Genomic DNA, 21,097 nt, shown 5'->3' on the forward strand with positions numbered 1-21,097 from the left:
AAATCTGCGGCTCCGCGGCGGACGGTCTTCCGTACGATCGGTGCCGTGGACTCGGGGTGGGTGATCGGCGGGCGGTTCACCATGCTCGACCGGATCGGGGTGGGAGGGACCAGCCGCGTGTGGCGCGCGTACGACCACGCGGCGGGGCGGTACTGCGCGGCCAAGCTCGTCCGGCAGCCGGGCCCCACGTCGATGCTGCGGGTCGTCCGGGAACGGGCGCTGCGCATGGCCCACCCCCATGTGCTGACCCCGTACGCCTCGTGCATGGCGTACGACGACGTGCTCCTCGCCATGGACCTCGTGCGCGGAGGGTCGCTGGAGACGCTCCTCGGGGACTACGGCAGGCTTCCGCCCGAGTACGCGGCCGAGGTCCTGGACCAGCTGCTGGCCGCGCTGAGCCACATCCACGGCGCCGGGGTCGTCCACCGGGACGTCAAGCCCGCCAACCTGCTGCTGGAGCCGAGCCCGGTCGGGGCGCCGCACGTGCGGCTGGCCGACTTCGGGATCGCGCTGGGGGAGGACGACCAGCGCTTCACCACCACCGGCTTCGTCGTGGGGACGCCGGGATACCTCGCGCCCGAGGTGCTCGACTGGGCCCGCCCCGGACCCCGGCAGGACCTGTACGCCGCCGGGATGGTCGCCTGGCGGATGCTGACCGGCGCCGGGGACCCCGAGCCGCGCCAGCGGATCGGCGTGCCGCCTCCCGGTGTGCCGCCCCTGCTGTGGGCGGTGGTCGCCCATCTGTGCGCGGCCGACCCGGCGCGGCGCCCCGCCCACGCCGAGGCGGCGCGCCGGGCGCTGGCCGGGTGCCGCCTGGAGCTGCGCTTCCCCGTCCGCACGCTGGACGGCGAGCCCCTGCAGATCTTCGACCACCTGGGCCCGCCGCCCGCGCCGGCGTGACGGGAACGCGCGCGGACGTCAGCGGGCGGCCGAGATGACCACGCGGCGGTTCTTGGCGCGGCCTCCGGGGTCGTCGGAACCGTCCGGCTTGGTGTTGGGGTAGGCCGGTTTGGTCTCGCCGTAGCCGGTGGCCCTGAGGCGGGACCGGGCGATGCCGCCCTCCGTCGCCAGCCAGTCGACGATGGCCTGCGCGCGGCGCAGGGAGAGGGCCTGGTTGGACGCGGTGTCGCCCTTGCCGTCGGTGTGGCCGTCGACCTGGACGGTCGCGCCGTCCGGGACCTCCCGGCCCAGCGACTTGGCGATCTCGCCCAGCTCGGCGGCCGCGGCGGGCTTGATCTCGGCCTTGCCGAAGTCGAAGAGGACGTCCGCCTCGATGTTGTAGGCGATGCTGTCGTCGCCCTTGATGACCTGCCCGGGACCGGCCACGTAGGACTTGAGGGACACTCCCGGCACGCTGACGCCGGGCACGCTGACGCCCGGGGCCGTGACGCCCGGGACGGTCACCGAGGGCAGGCATTCGCCCTTGTCGTTGCAGGCGCGCGGGCGGTAGAGCGAGCTGCGGTAGGCCGAGCTGCGGTACAGCCCGCTGCGGTAGACCCCGGACCGGTAGACGGAGCTGACGTACTCGCCCTCCTTCGACGGCTTGCTCTGGCAGACCTCAGGACTGCCGACGGCAGGCGTGCTGACCGCTTCGCTCCACACGGCCGCCTGCTCGACCGGCGGGACGTCGATCCCGGGCGCCTTGACCCCGGGGATCCGCACGGCAGGGATCGTCACGGAGGGGATGGAGGTCCCGGGGACGGCGACCGCCCCGAGGCAGCCGCCCGGGGCGGGCTTGTGCTCGACGCACTGGGCCGGGACCCGCTGGGCGGGGATGTCCACGCCCGGGATCGTCACCGCCGGGATCCTCTGGCCGCCGATCACGGCCTCGGGGATCAGCACGGGGTCGCTGTGCACGGCCGGGATCTCGACCGCCTCGATCAGCCGGCCGCCGGGGCAGCTCGCCGGCTCCGGGGAGGGGGACGGGGAGGGCGACGCCGGGGCGCCGCCCGTCCGGGCGTGCCCGCCCTCGGGCCGCTTCGGCCGCCCGTCGCCGCCGCACGCGGCCAGGGACAGGCACGCCGCCATGCCGACGGCGAGTGCCCGCGGCGCTCGCCGCGCGATGCCGCCCCTCGCGACCATGGTCAGCCCTTCTCGTAGACGATCTCGACGCGGCGGTTCTTGGCGCGGCCCGCGGGGTCGTCCTTGCCGCCCTGCTCGTTGGGGACGACGGGCTTGGTCTCGCCGTAGCCCTTGGCCTCGATCCGCGGGCTCCCCTGCAGAGCGCCCGCCAGTTCGGCCTTGACCGCTTCGGCGCGCTGCTCGGACAGCGTCATGTTGTAGGCGGGGTCGCCGATGGAGTCGGAATGCCCCGACACCTCGACGGCCCCCCGGGCGCCGCGGAGGCGGGGCGCCAGCTCGGCTATGCGGCGGCGGGCGGTGCCGGTGAGCGTCGCCTTGCCGAAGTCGAACAGGACGTCCGCCGAGATGCGGACGGTGACCTGCCTTCCGCCGGTCTCTTCCTCCTCCAGGGAGACGACCGCCTGCTGGAGGTCGATGCCGTGCACGGAGGCGTCGGCGTCGATCGAATGGACGCTCTGGGCCAGGTTCTGGTCCGGGACTCCGGGGTCGGCCCCGGCGGCGGCCGGGGCGGCGAGCACGAGGGCCAGGGCGCCCGCGAGGACGGCCGGACGGCGCAGGCGGCTCACCGCTCGACCGGGACGTCGCGGAAGGTGGGCCAGGTGCCGATCTGCAGGTCGATGGACTTCACGTTCTCGGGCGGGGCGGCGAAGGTGAAGTTGAACGGGGTGGCCTGCTCGTTGGTCAGGTTCGTGAAGATCTCGTGGGTCTGGAGCTCATTGCCGCCGGAGTCCTTCACCACGACGTACCGCTTGAGGTTGACCGGGTCGATCAGGGCGGTGCCGAGGCCGTGCTCGCCGTTGAGGCGGTACGCGTTGATGCGGGTCGGCCCGCCCAGGGGCACGTGCGGGGTGATCTGCACGTTGAGGGTGGCCAGCCTGCCCTTCGTCTTGAGGCCCATGACGGCGATGTCGATCTTGGCGCCCTGGGCGATCGGGCTGTCGAAGGTGCCCTTCACCACCGGCTTGGCGTCGTTGTCGAAGCCCGCCTTGCCCAGGGAGCCCTCGGCCTTCCCGCCGCCGGACGGGGAGGAGGACGAGGACGAGGCCGAGGGCCCGCCCGTCCCCGGCAGGGAGCAGCCGGCCAGGCCGCCGGTGAGGAGCAGGGCCGTCGCGGTCGCGGCGCCCAGGCGATGTGCCAGACCCATCGTCGATCCTTCCGATCTGTCACATATGCAAATGCTTTTCTTCCGTGGCACCATGGCCCCGGTACCGCAGAGCCATGTGCGGTCGCGAATCTAGCGTTTGCATCTGCGAATCGTCAAGGGGGTCGGTGAGGTGAGCGTCGCCGAGGACACGATCGCCCGGAACCGCGCGCTGCAGACCGAGTGGTACGGAGAGCCGCTCGGCGACCGCGTCCGGCCGCTGCTCGGCCGCCTCGGGATGTCGCAGTCGGGGCTCGCCGGCGTGCTCGGGCTGTCGGCGCCGATGCTCTCCCAGCTCATGTCGGGCCAGCGCGCCAAGATCAGCAACCCGGCCGTCCTGCACCGCCTGATGGCGGTCGAGGACCTCGTCGCGGCCCCCGGCTTCGACGCGCTGACCGCCGCCGAAGTCCAGGCGCGCCTGGAGGAGATCAAGGCCGAGCAGGCGGCCACGACCTCGGGGATGCGCGTCGCGCCCCCCGGGCGCGTCCCCGCGGGGCCCGCGCCGGGGAGCGCCGAGGGCGCGGAGGATCGAGCGGCCGGACGCGGGGCGGCCGAGCCGGCGCGGCTCGTCCAGGCCCTGCTGCGCGAGGTGGCGTCCGCCGCCGAGATCGAGGCGGCCGCCGGGCTCATCGCCGGCCGCTTCCCCGACCTCGCGGAGGTGCTGCGGGTGTACGGCGCGGGCCGGACGAGCGAAGCCGAGGCGCACTTCGCCCGGACGGTGCTGAAGCAGACACCGGACGACCGCGCGGCCATGCCGGTGCGGTCTCGTCTCGATTCGTTTTGATCATAACGACTGGTTATGGGTCCCGGGGGGCCGCGAAAGCGTTCTGAACGGGCTAAAGTCTGTGGTCAGGGTCACATGCGGCCGAGGCTGTTATGTATGTCACAGCTCCTGGCGGGTGGCGTAGGGTCGCTTCGCTGGAAGCGCACACGAGGCGTCACGGCCCGCATGCGGCACGGTCTTCGGCCGCCGCGCGCGGCCCGGCCGGGGGCGCCCCGCCGCCGGCCGAGGCGCGAACGGCCGCATGGTGCGCGCGGACCGTGGTACGGGGACACGACGACCCGAGCTCAGGAGAGCGATCGATGACCACTGTGGAGGCGCCGGCCAAGTCGCGCGCCCAGATCAAGGAACGCACCCTCCGCAAGGACAACTGGCGCCTGTATCCGGTCACGACCTTCGTGATCTTCACGGCATGGGTGGTGTACGCGACCGTCCGGGCCTTCTGGGGCTCGGCCTTCTACGTGCCGCAGTACCACTACCTGACGCCGTTCTACTCCCCGTGCCTGAACGAGATCTGCAACAACGTCACGGTGGACGGCCACACGGGCGACGCGGCGGAGTTCGGCACCTTCCTGCCGGCGGCCACCCGCGGCTGGATCCCCTTCGCGGCGATCTCGCTGCCGTTCCTGCTGCTGTTCCGGCTGACGTGCTACTACTACCGCAAGGCCTACTACCGCTCGTTCTGGGCGGCGCCGTCCGCGTGCGCCGTCCGCGAGCCGCACGGCAAGTACACCGGTGAGCGCCGCTTCCCCCTGATCGGCCAGAACCTGCACCGGTACTTCTGGCTCGCCGCCTTCGCGATCTCGTTGATCAACACCTGGGACGCGGTCCGCGCCTTCCACGGCAAGGACGGCGGGTTCGGCATCGGGCTCGGCACGGTGATCCTGGTCGCGAACGTGGTCCTGCTCTGGCTGTACACGCTGTCGTGCCACTCGTGCCGGCACGTCGTGGGCGGCCGGCTGAAGAACTTCTCCAAGCACCCCTTCCGCTACCGGATGTGGGGCTGGGTGTCCAAGATCAACCAGCGCCACGGGATGTACGCCCTGATCACCCTGGGCTCGCTGGTGGTGGCCGACCTGTACGTCGCGCTGGTCGCCAGCAACACCATCTCCGACCTGCGCATCTTCAACTGAGGCCAAGGAATCATGACTGAGATCGAGAGGCACCTCTACGACGTCGTGGTGATCGGCGCCGGCGGCGCCGGGCTGCGCGCGGCGATCGAGGCGCGCCTCCAGGGCAAGAAGACCGCGATCATCTCCAAGTCGCTGTTCGGCAAGGCCCACACGGTGATGGCCGAGGGCGGGGCCGCCGCGGCGATGGGCAACGTCAACGCCAACGACAACTGGATGGTCCACTTCCGCGACACCATGCGCGGCGGCAAGTTCATGAACAGCTGGCGGATGGCGGAGCTGCACGCCAAGGAGGCCCCGGAGCGCATCTGGGAGCTGGAGCTGTGGGGCGCGCTGTTCGACCGCACCAAGGACGGCAAGATCAGCCAGCGCAACTTCGGCGGGCACGAGTACCCGCGGCTGGCGCACGTCGGCGACCGGACGGGCCTGGAGCTGATCCGCACCGCCCAGCAGAAGATCGTCGCCCTCCAGCAGGAGGACCACGCCGAGCACGGCGACTACGAGGCCAGGTTGAAGGTCTGGTCCGAGACGACGGTCACGCGGCTGCTGAAGGACGCCGACGGCAGGATCAGCGGCGCGTTCGGCTACGTCCGGGAGACGGGCAAGTTCGTCGTGTTCGAGGCGCCCGCGGTGGTGCTGGCGACCGGCGGCATCGGCAAGGCGTTCAAGGTCACGTCCAACTCCTGGGAGTACACCGGGGACGGGCACGCGCTGGCCCTGCTCGCGGGCGGATCGCTGCTGAACATGGAGTTCGTCCAGTTCCACCCCACGGGGATGGTCTGGCCGCCGTCCGTCAAGGGCATCCTCGTGACGGAGTCGGTGCGCGGCGACCGCGGCGTCCTGCGCAACTCCGAGGGCAAGCGGTTCATGTTCGACTACATCCCCGAGGTCTTCAAGAACCAGTACGCCACCACCGAGGAGGAGGGCGACCGCTGGTACGACGACCCCGACAACAACAAGCGGCCGCCCGAGCTGCTGCCGCGCGACGAGGTGGCGCGCGCGATCAACTCGGAGGTCAAGGCGGGACGGGGATCGCCGCACGGCGGGGTGTTCCTCACCGTCGTCGACCGGATGCCGGGCGGCGCCGCTGAGATCGTCAGGCGGCTGCCCTCGATGTACCACCAGTTCAAGGAGCTGGCGGACGTCGACATCACCAAGGAGCCGATGGAGGTCGGCCCGACCTGCCACTACGTGATGGGCGGGGTGGAGGTCGACCCCGACACCGGTGCGGCCAAGGTGCCGGGCCTGTTCGCGGCGGGCGAGGTCTCCGGCGGCATGCACGGCTCGAACCGGCTCGGCGGCAACTCGCTGTCGGACCTCCTGGTGTTCGGCCGCCGCGCGGGCCTCGGAGCGTCGGAGTACGTGGACGCCCTTCCCGCGCGTCCCGCCGTCCCCGACGCCGAGATCGAGGCGGCGACGGCCGAGGCGATGGCCCCGTTCGAGCGGGAGGGCGGCGAGAACCCCTACGCCGTCCACGCCGAGCTTCAGCAGACGATGAACGAGCTGGTCGGCATCATCCGCAAGGAAGAGGAGCTGAAGCAGGCGATCGAGTCGCTCGGCAAGCTCCGCGAGCGGGTCGCGAACGTCGGCGTCGACCCCGTCGCGGTCGGCGACGGGCGCGGCTACCACCCGGGCTGGCACCTCGCGCTGGACCTGCGCAACATGCTGCTGGTGTCCGAGGCGGTCGCGAAGGCGGCGCTGGAGCGCCAGGAGAGCCGCGGCGGCCACACCCGCGACGACTACCCGGCGATGTCGCCGGAGTGGCGGAAGGTCAACCTCGTCTGCTCGCTGGCCGGCGAACCGTCCTCGCCGCACGTCGAGCTGAGGCGCCAGCCGCTGACGCCGATGCGGCCGGACCTGCTCGAACTGTTCGACAACGACGAGCTGAAGAAGTACCTGACCGTCGAGGAGCTGCCGACGCCCCTCGCCGGGCAGGCCCCGGCCGGCGGCGCGCAGGACGCGCCGGAGCCGGACGCCGGCGCCGCCGACGCCGCGGAGAACGAGGAGGAGGGCCGATGAGCTACGAGGCGAAGTTCAAGGTCTGGCGCGGCGACGACGGCGCGGGCGAGCTCACCGACTACACCGTCGAGGTGAACGAGGGCGAGGTCGTCCTCGACATCATCCACCGGCTGCAGGCCACGCAGGCGCCCGACCTCGCCGTTCGGTGGAACTGCAAGGCCGGCAAGTGCGGGTCGTGCTCCGCGGAGATCAACGGCATGCCGCGGCTGCTGTGCATGACCCGGATGTCGACCTTCGACCCGGAGGAGACGATCACCGTCACCCCGGTGCGCACCTTCCCGGTGATCCGCGACCTGGTCACGGACGTGTCGTTCAACTACCAGAAGGCCCGGGAGGTCCCCTCGTTCGACCCGGGCGACGCCAAGCCGGGCGAGCTGCGCATGCAGCAGGTGGACGTCGAGCGCTCGCAGGAGTTCCGCAAGTGCATCGAGTGCTTCCTGTGCCAGAACGTCTGCCACGTCATCCGCGACCATGAGGAGAACAAGCCCGAGTTCGCGGGCCCGCGATTCCTCATGCGGATCGCGGAACTGGAGATGCACCCGGCCGACCAGGCCGACCGGCGCAACATCGCGCAGGACGACCACGGTCTCGGCTTCTGCAACATCACCAAGTGCTGCACCGAGGTCTGCCCGGAGCACATCAAGATCACGGACAATGCGCTGATCCCGATGAAGGAGCGGGTCGTCGGCCGCAAGTACGACCCGCTGGTGTGGCTCGGCAGCAAGCTCGGAATCGTGCGCAAGGGCGAGGACACCCCGTCCGCCTGACCCCCGCACGGCCTCTCGCGAACGTCCCCCGCCGCCCCGCGCGACGGGGGACGTTCGCGTTTCCGCCGATCCCGTCACGGGACGCCGTTCTGGCGTGCGGCGCTCCGTGGCCCGGCGGGCGGCGTGCCCCCGGCCCGCCGCCCGCCGTTCCGCCGTTCCCCGTGAACGCCGTGGACGCCGGGCGGCCTCCGGCCGTGCACGCCGCGTCCAACACACTGGCGCACCCTCGAATGTTCGAGTAGGGATAAGTGCACACAACGCGTGATTGAACCGTGATTCTTTCCCTGGAGGCGGGAACGCTTCGGGCCCTTTAGCGTTGTGTGCATGAGCGCCCCCGAAGGTTCTTTCCTCGGCGATCTCACCCCGGAGGAACGCGAGGAGCTGGCGGCCCGCGGCCGCGTCCGCGAATTCGACCGGGGAGAGACCCTCTTCCTGGAGGGCGAGGATCCCGACTGGGTGGCGGTCCTGCTGCGGGGCCGGGCCAAGGCGTGCTCCTACCGCGAGTTCGGCGGCGAGACGCTTCTCGCCGTGCGCGGCCCGGGGGCGCTGCTCGGCGAGGTCGCCGCGATCGACGGGCTGCCCCGCTCGGCGACGGTCACGGCGCTCGAACCGGTCCGGGCGCTCGCGGTGACCGCCGACGAGTTCATGGGGTTCTTACAGGTGCACGGCCGCGTCTCCGTCCTCATCATGCGGATGCTGTGCCAGCGCTGGCGCGACGCCGACCGCAAGCGCGTCGAGTTCGGCACGTTCGACGCGACGGGCCGGGTCGCGCAGCGCCTCGTCGAGCTGGCGGAGCGGTTCGGCGTGCCCTACGACCGCCGGACGGGCGGGGCGGGCGCGGGGGGCGGCGACAGCGTCCAGATCACGCTGAACCTCTCGCAGGAGGAGCTGGCGGGCTGGGTGGGCGCGTCCCGCGAGGCGGTCAGCAAGGCGCTGCGCACGCTGCGCCGGCACGGCTGGATCGAGACGGGCCGGCGCCGCCTCATCGTCCACGACCTCCAGGCCTTACGCCGCCATGCGCGCTAGCGGGCTCTCGCCCGGGATCCCAGAGGGGCACTGACCCGGTGCGGGGCGGGCGCCGCCGCGCCCCGTACGCTGTGCAGGATGCAGCTGCAGCAGCTCGCCTACTTCGTCGCGGTCGCCGAGGTACGCCACTTCACGCAGGCCGCCGAGCTGCTGCGCGTCGCGCAGCCTTCGCTGTCCAAGCAGATCCGCGCGCTGGAGAACGAGCTGAACGTGTCGCTGTTCAGCCGCGCGCGGGGCAACATCACCCTGACTCCCGCGGGTGAGGCACTGCTTCCCCTGGCGAAGCGCATCCTGGCCGATGTCGACACGGCTCGCCTGGAGGTACAGGAGCTCGTCGGCCTGAAACGCGGGCGGGTGCGGCTCGGCGCGACGCCGTCCCTGTGCGCGGGCCTGCTGGCGGACGTCCTGCGCCGCTTCCACGACGCGTATCCGGGGATCCAGCTCATCGTGGAGGAGGGCGGCTCGCGCGACCTCGTCCGGGAGCTGACGCGCGGCTCGCTGGACATGGCCCTGGTGATCCTTCCCCTGCACGGCGACCCGCCCCTGGACACCACGCCGATCCTGCGCGAGTACCTGGTGGTGGCCTCCCCGGCGGGACCCGGGGCGGGCGCCCCGGAGCGCTCGCCGAGGACCCCCCAGCTCCCGCGCCGCTCGTACCTGCGCATCGAGGACCTGCAGAACCGCCCGCTGGTGATGTTCCGTCCCGGCTACGACCTGCGCGAGGCGACCATCAGCGCGTGCAGGGCGGCCGGGTTCGAGCCGAGGTTCGCGGTCGAGGGCGGCGAGATGGACGCCGTCCTGCGGTTCGTGGAGGTCGGCCTCGGTATCGCGGTCGTCCCCAGCATGGTGCTGGCCGGACGCCCCGGCCTGCGCGGAACCCCGCTCGTCCTGGCCGACGACGAGGCGCGCCGAGGCCGCCAAGGCCCCGGCCTGCTTCGCACCATCGCGCTCGCCCACCGCAAGGACGTCGAGCTCACCCACGCGGCCCGGGCCTTCCAGGAGACCCTCCAGACGTTCCTCGTGGAGGCCGCCCTGGCCGGCAGTCTCCCGGCCGGCGTGGAGACCCTGGTCGACGCCTAGCCGCGCAGTTCCTCCGCGGCTTCGCGGAACGCCGTCGCCGCCCGCGTGAAGTAGTCGTACAGCACCTCGCGCTGCTCGTCGGTGTACCCGCCGAGGATCTCGCCGATCCGCCTGCGCGCGGGCGCCAGGACGCGGTCCAGGTCGGCCGGCGCTCCGACCGGTTCGACGATGACCTTGCGCCGGTCCTCCGGGGACGGGACGCGCCGCACGTAGCCGCCCTGCTCCAGCCGGTCGATCAGCCGGGTGGTCGGCCCCGTCGTCAGGCCCGTCCGCGCGGACAGCTCGCCGGGGGTCATCGCGCCCGCCAGATCGAGGATGTTCAGCGCGTACAGGTCGGTGCCGCCCAGGTCGCAGGCCCGTGCGCCGGCGTGGCCGTGGAGCATGACGGCGCTGAGATAGCGCCGGTAGGTCCCGGACGCGTCTTCGGATGTTGACATCCCGCCCCCCGCCTCCTAATCTCTTCCTCAACGAAGAGAAATCTTCAATGAAGAAACTTCTTACATGAAGTTACCAGAGAGGGCAGCCATGACCGACACCGCCGCCGTCCACGCGCTCTTCGACCGCCTCACGGCCGCCTGGGACGCCGGTGACGGCGCCGCCTACGGCGCGTGCTTCACCGCAGACGCGACCTACATCACCTATGTCGGCACCCTCTACCGGGGCGCCGAGGAGATCGGCGCCGCGCACCAGGCTCTCTTCGACGGCTTCCTCAAGGGCACCAGGCTGGCCTGCGAGATCATCGACGTCCGCCTCACGGGCCCCGGCACCGCCGTCGTCATCACCCGCGGCGACACCTACAAGAAGGCTCCCGGCAAGCTCAAGAAGCTCCAGACCAACACCGTCGTCCGGGGAGCCGACGGCGTATGGCGCCTGGCCGCGTTCCAGAACACCCTCCACAAGAGCCTCATGGAGGCCGTTTCCTTCAAGTTCCAGCCCGCCACCAGACCCGCCGCGGCCTGACCTCGCCGTCAGCCCTGCTGGAGGGCCAGGTACCCGGGCGGGACGAGGTGGGGCGGGTTGGCCGCCTGGGTGGCGCCGGGTTCGATGATGCGGAACATGTCGAAGAGGACGATCGGCACCTCGCGGCCCAGCACCTCCTTGACGAGCCCCGAGGAGTGCAGGTGCCGCGCGGCGTCGACGCAGAGGTCGTCGAAGTGGGCGCAGAGTTTCTCGTCCTGCTCCTCTTCCGCGTCGTCGTCGCCGGGCTCGTACCAGAGGCCGAGGCGCTTCACCTCCTCCAGGTAGAGGGAGGTGCCCTCGGGGTCGTCGGGATGGTGGCCCGCCGACCCGGCTTCCTCCAGCAGCATGTAGGCGTAGCTCCAGCGCACCTCCAGCGGATCGGCGGAAGAGCCTTCGAGGTTCCGCCGGACGTTGCCCTCGGTGTTGTAGCCGATCGCCATGTACGGGTCGTAGGGGTAGTCCCAGAGTTCGTGGACCGTCGAGAACTCGCCGTGCGAGATCCGCAGCGAGATCACGTAGATCTCGGGGCGGAGGGCCTCGGGGAACGAGCGCAGGGAGTCCTCGGCGGCCCGGCGCATGTGCTGTTGGAGGGTCATCCCCTCATGATCGCGGATCGAGGGCGGAGCCGGGCGGCGAGACCAGGGGCCGGATCACGCGGTCAGCAGATCCTTCAGCAGCCGGGCGCGGACGTCGTCGTCGCCGTCCTCCGGCGGATGCCAGGGGCAGGCGATGTCCAGGGCGGCCACGCGGCCGGTGGCCATGATCCGCCGGACGGACGCGACGACCGCCTCGCGGGAGGGCCCGCCGGCGACCGGGAACTTCAGCCCGGGGAGCTCGGCGGCGTCGACGACGTCCACGTCGATGTGCAGCAGCAGCGGGCCGGGGGGCAGGTCGACGTCGTCGACCGCGCAGCGCCGCACCCGCGAGGACGCGAGGAACTCCGCCTCGGCCGGGTCGAGGTCGCGGGCGTCCACCAGGACGGCGCGGTCCTCCGGCAGCGTGCGCAGCCCCAGCCGGTCGGGGAGGAGCGCGGTGTCGGCGCCGAGGATCTGCCGGAGCGGCATCCCGCCGATGTAGCCGGACGTCGAGCTGTCCACCGTGTGGACGTCGCCGTGCGCGTCGAACCAGACGACGGAGGCGTCCACCCCCGCCTTCTGGACGCCCGCGAGGACGGCCTCGGCGGTCAGGCAGTCGCCCGACACCACGCGCGGCATCGAACCGCCGTCGATCTGGCCGGCGACCTCGGCGACGACCGGCTCGAACAGCGCCGCGACGCGCTGCCACACGTCGCCGTCGGGCAGGTCCGGCGTCACGGCGACGACGTCGAGACCGGAAAGGGGGAAGGACGCGTCGGGGAGCCGTTCGTCCTGGTGATAGGGCAGGAGGGTGACAGTCATGAGGACACATTAGAACGGTCCCGCCCGGTACTCCGGGCGGGACCGAGAACAAGGGCGGCGGGGGCCGCCGCCCCCGCCGCGTCCGCTACCGCTTCTTCCCTCCGGCGGTCGCCTTCAGGTAGTCGTGGTTCAGCCGGCCGATGACGTCCAGCGGGATGCCCTTCGGGCAGGCGACGGTGCACTCGCCGGTGTTGGTGCAGCCGCCGAAGCCCTCCTCGTCGTGGGTGTCCAGCATGGACACGACGCGGTCCCAGCGCTCGGGCTGGCCCTGCGGCATCAGGCCGAGGTGGGTGACCTTGGCGCCGAGGAACAGGGCGGCCGAGCCGTTCGGGCAGGCCGCGACGCAGGCCCCGCAGCCGATGCACTCGGCGGCCTCGAACGCGCGGTCGGCGTCGGGCTTCGGGACGGGCGTCGAGTGCGCCTCGGGGGCGGTGCCGGTCGGCGCGGTGATGTAGCCGCCGGCCTGGATCATCCGGTCGAACGCCGACCGGTCGACGACCAGGTCCTTGACCACCGGGAACGCCTTGGCCCGCCACGGCTCGACGTCGATGACCTCGCCGTCCTTGAACTTGCGCATGTGGAGCTGGCACGTGGTGGTGGCGCGCTCCGGGCCGTGCGGGGTGCCGTTGATGACCAGCGAGCACATGCCGCAGATGCCCTCGCGGCAGTCGTGGTCGAACGCGACCGGCTCCTCGCCGGAGGCGATGAGCTTCTCGTTGAGGACGTCCAGCATCTCCAGGAACGAGGCGTCGGGGGAGACGTCGTCGAGCTTGTACTCGACCATCCCGCCCTTGTCCTGCGGGCCGCTCTGGCGCCAGACGCGCAGTGTGAGCTTCATGATTACTTGTACGACCTCTGCGTGGGCTTGACGTACTCGAAGTTGAGGGCCTCCTTGTGGAGGACGGGCTGCGCGCCCTCCCCGGCCCATTCCCAGGCGGCGACGTAGCCGAAGTTGTCGTCGTCGCGCTTGGCCTCGCCGTCCTCGTCCTGGCTCTCGGCCCGGAAGTGGCCGCCGCAGGACTCGGCGCGGTGCAGCGCGTCGATGACCATCAGCTCGGCCAGCTCGAAGAAGTCGGCGACGCGTCCCGCCTTCTCCAGCTGCTGGTTCAGCTCCTCGCCCTTGCCGGTGACCTTGACGCGCGTCCAGAACTCCTCGCGCAGCGCGGGGATGAGGTCCAGCGCCTTGCGCAGCCCCTCCTCGGTGCGCTCCATGCCGCAGTACTCCCACATGATGTGGCCGAGCTCGCGGTGGAAGGAGTCGACGGAGCGGTCGCCGTCGATCGACAGCAGCCGCTCGATCCTCGTCCGCACCCGCTCCTCCGCCTCGCTGACCGCCGTCTCGGCGACCGGGGGGAGGCTGTTGCGGGCGATGTAGTCGTTGATGGTGTTCGGCAGGACGAAGTAGCCGTCCGCGAGGCCCTGCATCAGCGCGGAGGCGCCCAGCCGGTTCGCGCCGTGGTCGGAGAAGTTCGCCTCGCCGATGACGAACAGGCCCGGGATCGTGGACTCCAGGTCGTAGTCCACCCACAGGCCGCCCATCGTGTAGTGGACGGCCGGGTAGATGCGCATCGGCGTGTCGTAGGGGTTCTCGCCGGTGATGCGCTCGTACATCTCGAAGAGGTTGCCGTACTTCGCCTCGACCTTGTCCCGGCCGAGGCGCGCGATCGCGTCGGCGAAGTCGAGGTAGACGCCGAGCCCGCCGGGGCCGACGCCGCGGCCCTCGTCGCAGACGTTCTTGGCCGCGCGGGAGGCGATGTCGCGCGGGACGAGGTTGCCGAAGGACGGGTAGATGCGCTCCAGGTAGTAGTCGCGCTCGTCCTCGGGGATGTCGTACGGCCTGCGGGTGTCGCCGGCCTTCTTCGGCACCCACACGCGGCCGTCGTTGCGCAGCGACTCCGACATCAGCGTCAGCTTCGACTGGTGGTCGCCGCTGACCGGGATGCACGTCGGGTGGATCTGGGTGTAGCAGGGGTTGGCGAACAGGGCGCCGTGCCGGTGGGCGCGCCAGGACGCGGTGACGTTCGAGCCCATCGCGTTCGTGGACAGGAAGTACACGTTGCCGTAGCCGCCGGACGCCAGCACCACCGCGTCCGCCGTGTAGTGCTTGACCTCGCCGTCGATCAGGTTCCGGACGACGACGCCGCGCGCCCGCCCGTCCTCCATGATCAGGTCGAGCATCTCGTGCCGCGGGAACAGCTCCACGTTCCCGGCGTCCACCTGCCGCATCAGCGCCTGGTAGGCGCCGAGGAGCAGCTGCTGGCCCGTCTGCCCGCGCGCGTAGAACGTCCGGGAGACCTGCGTGCCGCCGAAGGAGCGGTTGTCGAGCAGCCCGCCGTACTCGCGGGCGAACGGGACGCCCTGCGCGACGCACTGGTCGATGATCTGCCGCGAGATGTCGGCGAGCCGGTAGACGTTGGACTCGCGGGACCGGAAGTCGCCGCCCTTGACCGTCTCGTAGAACAGCCGGTACACGCTGTCGCCGTCGTTGCGGTAGTTCTTGGCGGCGTTGATGCCGCCCTGCGCGGCGATCGAGTGGGCGCGGCGCGGCGAGTCCTGGAAGCAGAACTGCTGGACGTGGTAGCCGGCCTCGCCGAGCGTGGCGCCGGCCGAGCCGCCGGCCAGGCCCGTGCCGATGATGATGATCTTCTTCTTGCGCTTGTTGGCCGGGTTGACCTGCTTGGCCTCGAACTTGCGGGTCGTCCAGCGCTCCTCGATGGCGCCGGCCGGGGCCTTGGCGTCGGCGATCGGCTCGCCGGTCCGGTAGAAGCCGTTGGTCGTGTCGTCAGCTGCCATGGATCAGCTCACCCATCCGAAAGTGATGGAGACGGGGACGGCGACGAAGCCGAGCGTGACGAGCGCGGCGGTGGTCGCGGCGAGGCCCCGCAGGGCGTTGTGGCTGCGCGGGGTGCGCAACCCCAGCGTCTGGAAGGCGCTCCAGATGCCGTGGTTGAGGTGGAGGCCCACGAGCAGGATCGCGACCACGTACCAGACCGTGATGTACCAGCGGGAGGGGTCGAAGTCGGCGACCATCCGCTCGTAGGGGGTGGCGTCGGCGCCCTTCGGGTTCAGGGCGAAGAACGTGAGGTCCAGCAGGTGCCAGACGACGTAGACCGCGATGATGATGCCGCCGTACCGCATCGTCCGGACGGCGTAGCCCTGCGCGTGCGACTTCTTCTTCGACTGGTACTTCACGGGCCGCGCGTGCGCCGCGCGCTTGCCGAGCGACACCGCCGACCACATGTGGAGCACGACCGAGACGCCGAGCACCAGCTCGATCACCGTCAGCACCGTCCGCCGCGGCACCGCGGGCTCGCCCATCGTGCGGAGCCACTCCGCGTAGTGGTTGAAATCCTCCGCGCCGAGGAAGATCTTCAGGTTCCCGATCATGTGCGCGACCAGGTACAGCACGAGGATGCCGCCGGTGACGGCCATGACGGCCTTCTTGCCGACGGTCGATCGGTAGATCGCAGGTATCGCTATAGCCACGACCTGCACGTTATGTCCGGCCCGGTGATTCTTTCCAAGTCATGAGCGCACTGGTGGCGATAGCCGCAGGCTATGAACACACGCCGCACGCGGCTTGTGTCCGTTCCGTGACACGCGTGCGGGTGAGGGACTTCACAGCGGGTGCGGGAACTCTGCCGGGGAGTGATCCAGAGAACATTGACGGAGGTCAGGGACTTGTGGTCAGCGTCCTGGCCGGTCCGATTCGGCCTGCCGCGACAGCAGCAGGACGGCGAGGTCGTCGGTCAGGGCGTCGCCGTTGAGGCGCTCCACCTCGGTCACCAGCGCGTCGATCAGCGACCGTCCGGCCGCGCCCCGGGTGCGCGCGGTGCGGGCCAGGCCGACCAGGCCCTCGGTGCCGAGCCGGTCCGAGCCCTCGCCGACCCGCCCCTCGATCAGGCCGTCGGTGTAGAGCATCAGGCCCCACGACTCGCCGAGGTCGATCTCGGTGGTCGGCCACTCGGCGCCGGGCACGAGGCCGAGCGCCGGGCCGTGGGCGTAGTCGGGGAGCGCCGCGACCTCGCCGCCCGCGCCCGGCGCCCCGCGGAACAGCAGCGGGGCGGGGTGGCCGGCGAGGTGCATCCGCGCGGTCCGCCGGGACGGCGCGATCGTGACCATGCAGAGGGTGGTGAAGATCTCCTCGCTGCGCCGCTCGTGGCCGAGGACGGTGTCGAGGGTGCCGAGCAGCTGCTCGCCGGTGTGCCCGGCGAGCACGAGCGTCCGCCACGCCATGCGGAGCTGGACGCCGAGGGCCGCCTCGTCCGGGCCGTGCCCGCAGACGTCCCCGATCATCATGTGGACGGCGCCGCCCTCGGTCTGCACGGTGTCGTAGAAGTCGCCGCCGAGCAGCGCGCGCCGCCGGCCGGGCCGGTAGCGGGTGTGGTGCCGCAGCGTCGGGTCCTCGATCAGCGGGACCGGCAGCAGGCCGCGCTCCAGCCGGGCGTTCTCGCGGCCGAGGATGCGGGCCTCCACGAGCCGCCGCTCGGTCTCCTCCGAGCGCTTGCGCTCGATGGCGTAGCGGATCGCGCGGGCCAGCAGCGGCCCGTCGACCTCCTGCTTGACCAGGTAGTCCTCGGCGCCCGCGGCGACCGCCTGGACGCCGAGGCGGCCGTCGTCCAGGCCGGTCAGCACGACGACGGCGGCCGGGCCGGACAGCGCGAGCACCTGCCGCAGCCCCTCCAGCCGGTCGATGCCGGGCGTGGACAGGTCGACGATGATGCACTGGGTGCGCCGCGTCAGCATGCGCCTCGCGGCGTCCAGGTCGCAGGCGACGGTGATCCCCGCGTCCAGTCCGCTGTCGGCGAGCATCTTCTCCACCATGAGCACGTCGGTGGGGTCGTCGTCGATGAGGAGCAGCTCGATCCTGTCCTCGGTACCTGGCGTGAGGGGATGCGTCTGGTGACTGATGGTGCTCACAGGGCTTCCGGAATGTCGGGCTGGCGACGGCACTGGCAACGACCTCGTCGTCCCGCTCGTCCCTGCGGCCGCAGGGAGCGGACACGGGCCGCGCCGGGGCAGCGGCATGGGCCTAGCCGCCAAGTGTCCCGGCTCATGGAGCGGAGGAAGCGCCGCTCCGTACGGTGACGACTTTAGCGTGTCCCCGCGCCGTGGCGCACCCCCTGAGCCCGTCTTCGCCGGTGCTTTCGGACTGACCGAAACCCGTTTCCGCTGCTGAAAAACCAGTCGTGCGCCGAGGGTTCCGCTGCATAACCTTCGTCGCGTGAAGCCGTTGCCGGTGAAAGATCCTGGCGGCCCCGACCACGTCGCGCGAGGACGGACGACGTCCCTCGATCCCTGGAGCGCCTCCCGCGCCGACCGCGGATCATCCGCGCGCTACCTGCTCTCGCTGCTGCGCGCCCAGTGGCGCAGCGTGACCGGGGGCGCCCTCCTCGGCGTGGCCTGGATGCTGAGCCAGGCCCTGATGCCCGCCGCGCTCGGCCGCGCCGTCGGCGACGGCGTCGCGGCGCGGGACGAGGGCGCCCTGGTGACGTGGGCCGCCGTCCTGCTCGGCCTCGGCGCGGCCCAGGCCGTGACGGGCGTGCTCCGGCACCGGTTCGCCGTGTTCAACTGGCTCTCCGCCGCGTACCGGACCGTCCAGCTCGTCACCCGGCAGGCCACCCGCCTCGGCTCGACCCTGCCGAAGCGGCTCAGCGCCGGCGAGGTGGTGAGCGTCGGCCTCTCCGACGTGTCGCACATCGGCGACACCATCGACATCGTGGCGCGCGGGTCGGGCGCCGTGGTCGCGATCGTCGTCGTGGCCGGCATCCTGCTGTCGACGTCGCCGCCGCTCGGCCTGATCGTGCTGGTCGGCGTCCCCCTGATCATGGAGGCCGCCGCCCCGCTGCTGCGCCCCTACCGCGAACGGGAGCAGGCGCACCGCGAGCTGGTCGGCGAGCTGACCACGCACGCCACCGACCTGGTCGCGGGGCTGCGGGTGCTGCGCGGCATCGGCGGCGAGCCGCTGTTCTCCGGCCGCTACCGCGCCGAGTCCCAGCGGGTGCGCGAGGCGGGCGTGGCGGTCGCGCGGGCCGAGACGCGGATGAGCGGCGCCGAGGTGCTGCTGCCCGGCCTGCTGATCGCGCTGGTCACCTGGGCGGGCGCCCGGTTCGCCGTGCGGGGGGAGATCGGCGTCGGCGAGCTGGTCGCGTTCTACGGGTACGCGGTGTTCCTGATCGTCCCGCTGAAGACCCTCGGCGAGGCCGCAGGCAAGATCACCAAGGGGCTGGTGGCGGCGGGCCGGGTCACCGCGCTGCTGCGGCTCGACCCCGAGCTGCCCGGCACCGGGACGGCCCGCCCCGCGGCGGACGCCGAGCTGGTCGACATCGCCTCGGGGCTGGTCGTGCGCCCGGCCCGGATCACCGCGATCGCCGCGGCCGACCCGCGCGACGCGCAGGCCGTCGCCGACCGCCTCGGCCGGTACGCCGACGGCGAGGTCGACTTCGGCGGCGTCCCGCTGCGCGCGGTCGCGGACGTCCGGAGGCGGATCCTGGTCGCGGTCAACGAGGACCGGCTGTTCTCCGGCCCGCTGGCCGAGTCCCTCGCGCCCGGCGCCGACGAGGGCGCGCTCCGGGCGGCGGTCCGCGCCGCCTGCGCCGAGGACGTCGTCGACTCGGCCGGGCTCGACGCGCACGTGGCCGAGGCCGGGCGGGAGTTCTCCGGCGGCCAGCAGCAGCGCCTCCGCCTGGCCAGGGCGCTCGCCGCCGATCCCGACGTCCTCGTCCTCGTGGAGCCGACCAGCGCGGTTGACGCGCACACCGAGGCGCGCATCGCCGGCAGGCTCGGCGAAGCGCGCGCGGGCCGTACCACCGTGGTGTGCACGACGAGCCCGCTGATGCTGGACCGCGCCGACCACGTCGCCTTCATCCGCGACGGCGTGGTCGTCGCGGAGGGGACACACCAGGAGCTGCTGGACACCGAGCCGCGCTACGCGGCGACCGTCACCAGGGGCGAGACCACGGAAAGGGCCGGAACGTGAGCGCCCGCATCCTGCCCGTCGCGACGCCCGCGCAGGTGCGGGCCTATGCGCGGCGGCTCGTCCTCCGGCACCCGCGCGACCTCGCCGTGGTGCTGTCCCTGCACGCGCTGGCGGCCGTCACCGGGCTCGTCACGCCGCGGCTGCTCGGCTCGCTGGTGGAGGGCGTCCGCGACGGCCGCGCCGACATCGACACCACCGGCCTGGCCATCGCCGGGTTCGTGGTCGTCCAAGGCGTGCTGATCCGGTACGCCTACCTGGCGTCGGCGAAGCTGGGCGAGCGGGTGCTGGCCGAACTCCGCGAGGAGTTCGTCGACCGCGTCATGTCCCTGCCGCTGTCGACGGTCGAGCGCGCGGGCACCGGGGACCTGGTCACCCGCGCCTCCCGCGACGTGGACACGCTGAGCACCTCCGTGCGGTACGCGATGCCGGAGACCCTCGTCGCCGTCGTCGTGGGCGGGTTCACCGTCGCCGCGCTGATGGTCAACGGTCCGCTCGTCGCGCTGCCCGCCCTGGTCGCGGTCCCGATGCTGGTGGCGGTGATGCGCTGGTACCTGCCCCGCGCCCACGACGGCTACCTGCGCGAGAACGCGTCGTGGGCGCGCATCGCCGACGGGCTGACCGAGACCGTCCAGGGCGCCCGGACCGTCGAGGCCCTCGGCCTCGCCGAGCGGCGGCACGAGCGCGGCGACGCCGACATCGCGGCGTCCTACAAGATCGAGCGGTACACGCTGCGGCTGCGCACGGTGCTGTTCCCGGTCATGGAGATGAGCTTCGTCCTGCCCGTGGTGTCGACGCTGCTCGTCGGCGGCCTGCTCTACATCAACGGCATGGCCACGCTCGCGCAGGTGACCGCCGCGACCCTGTACGCCCAGCAGCTCATCGAACCGGTCGACAGGCTCATGCAGTGGCTGGACGAGCTCCAGCTCGGCGGCGCGTCCCTGGCCCGGCTGCTCGGCGTCGGCGAGGTCCCGCCCGACCGCGCGCCGAACGGGGGCCGCCCCGCCGGCGAGCTGATCGCGGCGCGCGGCGTCCACTACTCCTACCGCCGAGGCCACGACGTCCTGCACGGCGTCGACCTCGACCTGCGGCCGGGCGAGCGCCTGGCGATGGTCGGGCCCAGCGGCGCGGGCAAGTCGACGCTCGGCCGCCTGCTCGCCGGCGTCGACGGCCCGCGCGCGGGCGCGGTCACCGTGGGCGCGGGCGGCGGCGTCCCCCTGGTCGAGCTGCCCCTGGACGACCTGCGCGGCCACGTCGCGCTGGTCACCCAGGAGCACCACGTGTTCCGCGGCACCCTCCGCGAGAACCTCGTGATGGCCCGCGAGGGCGCCTCCGACGACGACATCCGCCGGGTCCTGGCCGCCGTCGACTGGGACGGCCCCGGCCTCGACGCCGTGGTCGGCTCCGGCGGCGAGCCGCTGTCGCCCGCCCAGGCCCAGCAGCTCGCCCTGGCCCGGCTCATCCTCGCCGACCCGCACACGCTCGTCCTGGACGAGGCCACGTCCCTGCTCGACCCGCGCGCGGCCCGCCGTCTGGAACGCTCGCTCGCCGCCGTCCTGGACGGCCGGACCGTCGTCGCCATCGCCCACCGCCTCCACACCGCCCACGACGCCGACCGCGTCGCCGTGGTGGAGGACGGCCGCATCACCGAACTGGGCACCCACGAAGAACTTTTGGCCGCCCAAGGCTCCTACGCGGCCCTCTGGAGCTCCTGGAGGAGCTGAACCGCCCACTTCGG

At 72.1% G+C, this 21,097-nt stretch carries 20 protein-coding genes; 10 read left to right on the forward strand and 10 right to left on the reverse strand.

Annotated features, from left to right (window positions below; translation table 11 throughout):
• The first annotated feature begins 45 nt into the window (after window positions 1-45).
• Window positions 46-900 carry a serine/threonine-protein kinase gene (locus tag BKA00_RS35570; protein WP_185032576.1) on the forward strand — a complete coding sequence of 285 codons (855 nt, stop codon included), beginning with the start codon at window positions 46-48 and terminating at the stop codon, window positions 898-900.
• Between the two features lie 18 nt (window positions 901-918).
• Here the strand turns inward: BKA00_RS35570 and BKA00_RS35575 are convergent, their stop codons facing one another.
• From BKA00_RS35575 to BKA00_RS35585, 3 genes are read right to left on the reverse strand one after another with little or no spacing between them, the layout of a single operon-like run.
• Window positions 919-2,082, reverse strand: a complete 1,164-nt coding sequence (locus BKA00_RS35575) for an OmpA family protein (RefSeq protein WP_185032578.1) — start codon at window positions 2,080-2,082, stop codon at window positions 919-921.
• Between the two features lie 2 nt (window positions 2,083-2,084).
• A complete protein-coding gene (locus BKA00_RS35580) occupies window positions 2,085-2,648 on the reverse strand; it encodes an OmpA family protein (protein WP_185032580.1) in 564 nt (187 codons plus the stop codon).
• Window positions 2,645-3,226, reverse strand: coding sequence for a hypothetical protein (locus tag BKA00_RS35585; RefSeq protein WP_185032582.1), 582 nt, complete (start codon window positions 3,224-3,226; stop codon window positions 2,645-2,647). The genes BKA00_RS35580 and BKA00_RS35585 overlap by 4 nt, the downstream gene beginning before the upstream one ends.
• A gap of 130 nt (window positions 3,227-3,356) precedes the next feature.
• Here BKA00_RS35585 and BKA00_RS35590 point away from each other — a divergent pair, with 130 nt between their 5' ends.
• From BKA00_RS35590 to BKA00_RS35615, 6 genes are all read left to right on the forward strand, one after another.
• Window positions 3,357-4,007 carry a helix-turn-helix domain-containing protein gene (locus BKA00_RS35590; RefSeq protein ID WP_185032584.1) on the forward strand — a complete coding sequence of 217 codons (651 nt, stop codon included), beginning with the start codon at window positions 3,357-3,359 and terminating at the stop codon, window positions 4,005-4,007.
• Window positions 4,008-4,306: 299 nt separating this feature from the next.
• Complete coding sequence (locus BKA00_RS35595) at window positions 4,307-5,137, forward strand: hypothetical protein (RefSeq protein WP_185032587.1); 831 nt, start codon at window positions 4,307-4,309, stop codon at window positions 5,135-5,137.
• A gap of 12 nt (window positions 5,138-5,149) precedes the next feature.
• Entirely contained in the window at window positions 5,150-7,153 is a 2,004-nt protein-coding gene (locus BKA00_RS35600; protein ID WP_185032589.1) for a fumarate reductase/succinate dehydrogenase flavoprotein subunit, read from the forward strand.
• Window positions 7,150-7,920: a succinate dehydrogenase/fumarate reductase iron-sulfur subunit gene (locus BKA00_RS35605; protein ID WP_185032591.1), complete on the forward strand. Its 771-nt coding sequence runs from the start codon at window positions 7,150-7,152 to the stop codon at window positions 7,918-7,920. Before BKA00_RS35600 ends, BKA00_RS35605 begins: the two co-directional genes overlap by 4 nt.
• Window positions 7,921-8,244: 324 nt before the next feature.
• Window positions 8,245-8,946 carry a Crp/Fnr family transcriptional regulator gene (locus BKA00_RS35610; RefSeq protein ID WP_185032594.1) on the forward strand — a complete coding sequence of 234 codons (702 nt, stop codon included), beginning with the start codon at window positions 8,245-8,247 and terminating at the stop codon, window positions 8,944-8,946.
• A gap of 78 nt (window positions 8,947-9,024) precedes the next feature.
• Window positions 9,025-10,026, forward strand: a complete 1,002-nt coding sequence (locus BKA00_RS35615) for a LysR family transcriptional regulator (RefSeq protein ID WP_185032596.1) — start codon at window positions 9,025-9,027, stop codon at window positions 10,024-10,026.
• On the opposite strand, the gene BKA00_RS35620 is transcribed toward BKA00_RS35615, so the two are convergent.
• The gene (locus tag BKA00_RS35620) at window positions 10,023-10,463 is read right to left on the reverse strand and encodes a MarR family winged helix-turn-helix transcriptional regulator (RefSeq protein WP_185032598.1); all 441 of its coding nucleotides are present in this window, start codon (window positions 10,461-10,463) and stop codon (window positions 10,023-10,025) included. The genes BKA00_RS35615 and BKA00_RS35620 overlap by 4 nt on opposite strands.
• An 88-nt stretch (window positions 10,464-10,551) precedes the next feature.
• On the opposite strand from BKA00_RS35620, the gene BKA00_RS35625 reads away from it, so the two are divergent.
• Window positions 10,552-10,986 carry an SgcJ/EcaC family oxidoreductase gene (locus tag BKA00_RS35625; RefSeq protein ID WP_185032606.1) on the forward strand — a complete coding sequence of 145 codons (435 nt, stop codon included), beginning with the start codon at window positions 10,552-10,554 and terminating at the stop codon, window positions 10,984-10,986.
• Between the two features lie 8 nt (window positions 10,987-10,994).
• Here BKA00_RS35625 and BKA00_RS35630 read toward each other — a convergent pair whose 3' ends face one another.
• From BKA00_RS35630 to BKA00_RS35655, 6 genes are all read right to left on the reverse strand, one after another.
• Entirely contained in the window at window positions 10,995-11,582 is a 588-nt protein-coding gene (locus BKA00_RS35630; protein WP_185035411.1) for a hypothetical protein, read from the reverse strand.
• Window positions 11,583-11,636: 54 nt separating this feature from the next.
• Window positions 11,637-12,383, reverse strand: a complete 747-nt coding sequence (locus tag BKA00_RS35635; RefSeq protein WP_185032608.1) for an arginase family protein — start codon at window positions 12,381-12,383, stop codon at window positions 11,637-11,639.
• Between the two features lie 85 nt (window positions 12,384-12,468).
• Window positions 12,469-13,221 carry a succinate dehydrogenase/fumarate reductase iron-sulfur subunit gene (locus BKA00_RS35640; protein WP_185032610.1) on the reverse strand — a complete coding sequence of 251 codons (753 nt, stop codon included), beginning with the start codon at window positions 13,219-13,221 and terminating at the stop codon, window positions 12,469-12,471.
• 2 nt (window positions 13,222-13,223) lie between these two features.
• The gene (locus tag BKA00_RS35645) at window positions 13,224-15,176 is read right to left on the reverse strand and encodes a fumarate reductase/succinate dehydrogenase flavoprotein subunit (RefSeq protein WP_185032612.1); all 1,953 of its coding nucleotides are present in this window, start codon (window positions 15,174-15,176) and stop codon (window positions 13,224-13,226) included.
• A 3-nt stretch (window positions 15,177-15,179) separates the two neighbouring features.
• On the reverse strand, window positions 15,180-15,869 hold the full coding sequence (locus tag BKA00_RS35650; RefSeq protein WP_185032614.1) for a succinate dehydrogenase/fumarate reductase transmembrane subunit: 690 nt from the start codon (window positions 15,867-15,869) through the stop codon (window positions 15,180-15,182).
• 201 nt (window positions 15,870-16,070) lie between these two features.
• Window positions 16,071-17,303, reverse strand: coding sequence for a PP2C family protein-serine/threonine phosphatase (locus BKA00_RS35655; RefSeq protein WP_230299288.1), 1,233 nt, complete (start codon window positions 17,301-17,303; stop codon window positions 16,071-16,073).
• A gap of 304 nt (window positions 17,304-17,607) precedes the next feature.
• Between BKA00_RS35655 and BKA00_RS35660 the strand changes: the two genes are divergently transcribed.
• Window positions 17,608-19,362 carry an ABC transporter transmembrane domain-containing protein gene (locus tag BKA00_RS35660; protein ID WP_230299289.1) on the forward strand — a complete coding sequence of 585 codons (1,755 nt, stop codon included), beginning with the start codon at window positions 17,608-17,610 and terminating at the stop codon, window positions 19,360-19,362.
• On the forward strand, window positions 19,359-21,083 hold the full coding sequence (locus BKA00_RS35665; RefSeq protein WP_185032618.1) for an ABC transporter ATP-binding protein: 1,725 nt from the start codon (window positions 19,359-19,361) through the stop codon (window positions 21,081-21,083). Before BKA00_RS35660 ends, BKA00_RS35665 begins: the two co-directional genes overlap by 4 nt.
• The last annotated feature ends 14 nt before the right edge of the window (window positions 21,084-21,097 follow it).

The organism is Actinomadura coerulea (genome assembly GCF_014208105.1).
GTDB classification, from domain to species: Bacteria; Actinomycetota; Actinomycetes; order Streptosporangiales; family Streptosporangiaceae; genus Spirillospora; species Spirillospora coerulea.

Excerpts from the sequence above, each read along its gene's own strand:
- BKA00_RS35575 (WP_185032578.1), bottom strand. The coding sequence starts at position 2,082 with ATGGTCGCGAGGGGCGGCATCGCGCGGCGAGCGCCGCGGGCACTCGCC.
- BKA00_RS35585 (WP_185032582.1), bottom strand. The coding sequence starts at position 3,226 with ATGGGTCTGGCACATCGCCTGGGCGCCGCGACCGCGACGGCCCTGCTC.
- BKA00_RS35595 (WP_185032587.1), top strand. The coding sequence starts at position 4,307 with ATGACCACTGTGGAGGCGCCGGCCAAGTCGCGCGCCCAGATCAAGGAA.
- BKA00_RS35600 (WP_185032589.1), top strand. The coding sequence starts at position 5,150 with ATGACTGAGATCGAGAGGCACCTCTACGACGTCGTGGTGATCGGCGCC.
- BKA00_RS35605 (WP_185032591.1), top strand. The coding sequence starts at position 7,150 with ATGAGCTACGAGGCGAAGTTCAAGGTCTGGCGCGGCGACGACGGCGCG.
- BKA00_RS35610 (WP_185032594.1), top strand. The coding sequence starts at position 8,245 with ATGAGCGCCCCCGAAGGTTCTTTCCTCGGCGATCTCACCCCGGAGGAA.
- BKA00_RS35615 (WP_185032596.1), top strand. The coding sequence starts at position 9,025 with ATGCAGCTGCAGCAGCTCGCCTACTTCGTCGCGGTCGCCGAGGTACGC.
- BKA00_RS35620 (WP_185032598.1), bottom strand. The coding sequence starts at position 10,463 with ATGTCAACATCCGAAGACGCGTCCGGGACCTACCGGCGCTATCTCAGC.
- BKA00_RS35625 (WP_185032606.1), top strand. The coding sequence starts at position 10,552 with ATGACCGACACCGCCGCCGTCCACGCGCTCTTCGACCGCCTCACGGCC.
- BKA00_RS35630 (WP_185035411.1), bottom strand. The coding sequence starts at position 11,582 with ATGACCCTCCAACAGCACATGCGCCGGGCCGCCGAGGACTCCCTGCGC.
- BKA00_RS35635 (WP_185032608.1), bottom strand. The coding sequence starts at position 12,383 with ATGACTGTCACCCTCCTGCCCTATCACCAGGACGAACGGCTCCCCGAC.
- BKA00_RS35640 (WP_185032610.1), bottom strand. The coding sequence starts at position 13,221 with ATGAAGCTCACACTGCGCGTCTGGCGCCAGAGCGGCCCGCAGGACAAG.
- BKA00_RS35645 (WP_185032612.1), bottom strand. The coding sequence starts at position 15,176 with ATGGCAGCTGACGACACGACCAACGGCTTCTACCGGACCGGCGAGCCG.